This is a genomic window from Frankia sp. AgKG'84/4 (assembly GCF_023242965.2).
GTDB lineage: Bacteria > Actinomycetota > Actinomycetes > Frankiales > Frankiaceae > Frankia.
The window spans coordinates 1-2,026 of the sequence record NZ_JALKFU020000962.1; the positions used below are offsets into that span (position 1 = coordinate 1).

The 2,026-nt window shown below is 71.8% G+C and carries 5 protein-coding genes; 3 read left to right on the forward strand and 2 right to left on the reverse strand.

Annotation, left to right across the window (positions count from 1 at the left end):
- From MXD58_RS26365 to rsrA, 3 genes are all read left to right on the forward strand, one after another.
- Nucleotides 1–316 (forward strand): alpha/beta family hydrolase (locus MXD58_RS26365; protein WP_374616672.1); only part of this gene is annotated, 316 nt, incomplete at its 5' end.
- Between the two features lie 312 nt (nucleotides 317–628).
- A complete protein-coding gene (locus tag MXD58_RS26370; protein WP_308302054.1) occupies nucleotides 629–1,261 on the forward strand; it encodes a sigma-70 family RNA polymerase sigma factor in 633 nt (210 codons plus the stop codon).
- Complete coding sequence (gene rsrA, locus MXD58_RS26375; RefSeq protein ID WP_248836780.1) at nucleotides 1,258–1,542, forward strand: mycothiol system anti-sigma-R factor; 285 nt, start codon at nucleotides 1,258–1,260, stop codon at nucleotides 1,540–1,542. Before MXD58_RS26370 ends, rsrA begins: the two co-directional genes overlap by 4 nt.
- Nucleotides 1,543–1,587: 45 nt before the next feature.
- Here rsrA and MXD58_RS31460 read toward each other — a convergent pair whose 3' ends face one another.
- Together MXD58_RS31460 and MXD58_RS26380 are read right to left on the reverse strand one after the other, a co-directional pair.
- Entirely contained in the window at nucleotides 1,588–1,662 is a 75-nt protein-coding gene (locus tag MXD58_RS31460) for a 50S ribosomal protein bL37 (protein ID WP_369809780.1), read from the reverse strand.
- Nucleotides 1,663–1,694: 32 nt separating this feature from the next.
- Nucleotides 1,695–2,026: hypothetical protein (locus MXD58_RS26380; RefSeq protein WP_250610472.1), on the reverse strand; the 332-nt coding region annotated here is incomplete at its 5' end.

Below are 2,026 nucleotides of genomic sequence, written 5' to 3' on the forward strand. Positions count from 1 at the left end.
GGGCTTCCCGCTGCGGCCCCCGGGCACCACCGCGGCGGGCGAGCCCAAGCCGTCCCGCCAGGGCGAGCTCGACGGCGCGGGAGTGCCGGTCCTCGTCGTCCAGGGCGATCGTGACCTCTTCGGCCGCCCCGAGCCGGACGCCGGCCGGGATCGGCGGGTGCATCTCGTCGCCGGTGGCGACCACTCGTTGCGCACCCGGCTGCGCGACGGCCGGCCCGCCGGCGAGGCGCTCGCCGAGGCGGCCCGGGTCGGCGCGGACTTCCTGCTCGGTCAGCTGGGCGGCGGTGTGGGCAGGCCGGGAATCGCCGGGTCGTAAAACCGGTTGACGTGATATGCCAGTCGAGGTCACGGAGGTCACATGACTCCAGCGAACACCCTGCACCCGTCGCTGTCGCGGACGTCCCACCAGCTCACGCCGGTCTCGTCGATGCCGTCGCGGTCCGGGCCGCACCCGTCCGCGCCGCACCGGCCCACGGCGGCCGCGGCGGATGCCGCGCGAGATGTCACACACCGGGCCGGTCCAGTGGTTGCGGCGCCACGCGATCAGTCGACCGCCGAGGTATCGTCCGCTCCGAGGAACCGGTCTGGTTCCGCGGGGTCCGCGGCGTCGCGCGTCGAGCTCGGCGTCGTGGCGGAAGACGGTGAGGGGATGATCCTGGTCGACGAGACCACCGAGGAGCGGGGCGCCAGGTTCGAGCGGGACGCCCTCCCGTACCTCGACCAGCTGTACGCGGCCGCGCTGCGGATGACGCGGAACCCCGCGGACGCCGAGGACCTCGTCCAGGAGACCTTCGTCAAGGCGTTCGCCGCCTTCCACCAGTTCCAGGCGGGCACCAATCTCAAGGCCTGGCTGTACCGGATCCTGACGAACACGTTCATCAACACCTACCGTCGCCGCCAGCGCCAGCCGCTGCAGAGCCCGACCGAGCAGGTCGAGGACTGGCAGTTGGCCGAGGCCGAGTCGCACACCTCCGCCGGCCTGAAGAGCGCCGAGACGGAGGCGTTGGAGCACCTGCCCGACAGTGACATCAAGGACGCGCTGCAGGCGCTGCCGGAGGACTTCCGGATGGCCGTGTACCTCGCCGATGTCGAGGGCTTCTCCTACAAGGAGATCGCGGAGATCATGGGCACGCCGATCGGGACCGTGATGTCCCGGCTCCACCGTGGCCGCCGGGGCCTGCGCAAGTCCCTGGAGCAGTACGCGGCGGACCGCGGGCTCGTCCCGGCCGGATCACCCGAGGCCGACGGCGGTGCGTCGTGAGCTGTGGTGGCGAACACGAGATCGACTGCCGCAAGGTGCTCGACGCGGTCTTCCTGTACCTCGACGGAGAGTGCGAGGGCGGGCAGTACAGCCTGATCCGGTCGCATCTCGACGAGTGCTCGCCATGCCTGCGCGAGTTCGGCCTTGAGCGTGAGGTGAAGATGCTCGTCGCGCGCAAATGCGGCGGCGAGCGGGCGCCGGACTCGCTGCGCTCCAGCCTGCTGGAGCGGCTGCGGCTGGCGCGGGCCGAGGTCGACAGCGCGGAGTTCCGCGCCGAGTAGTACCCGCCCGGCGGCGGGCCGTGTCGACACGGCCCGCCGAGCTGCTCAGGTGTTCGGGCGCTTGCCGTGGTTGGCCTTGTGCTTCGCCCGTGCGCGGCGCTTGCGCTTCTTCTTCGCCATGGCGCTCTCCCTTCCGTGCGGTGGGTGTCCCGTCATCGTGCCAGCCCGCGGCGGCGAGCGGTGACCGACCTCGATTCGGGGCCGTCCCCGTCGGCGCGGTCGTGCTCCGCGTCCAGGCTCGCAACCGGGTCCACCCGTTCGTCGCCGGGGTCCCGGTCGTCGCCCTCGTCGTCCACCTGAGATCCCGGGCTGTCCAGGTCGCGATCGTCCAGGTCACCGTCGTAGGTGTCCTCATCGCCTCCGTAGGCGTTGGCCTCGTAGTCGTCATCGCTGTCGTAGGTGTCGGCGTCGAACGCGTCGGGGTTGCGGGCGAGCGCCGTGGCCAGGTCGAACCGGAAGCCGTCGACACCCATCTCGGCGACCC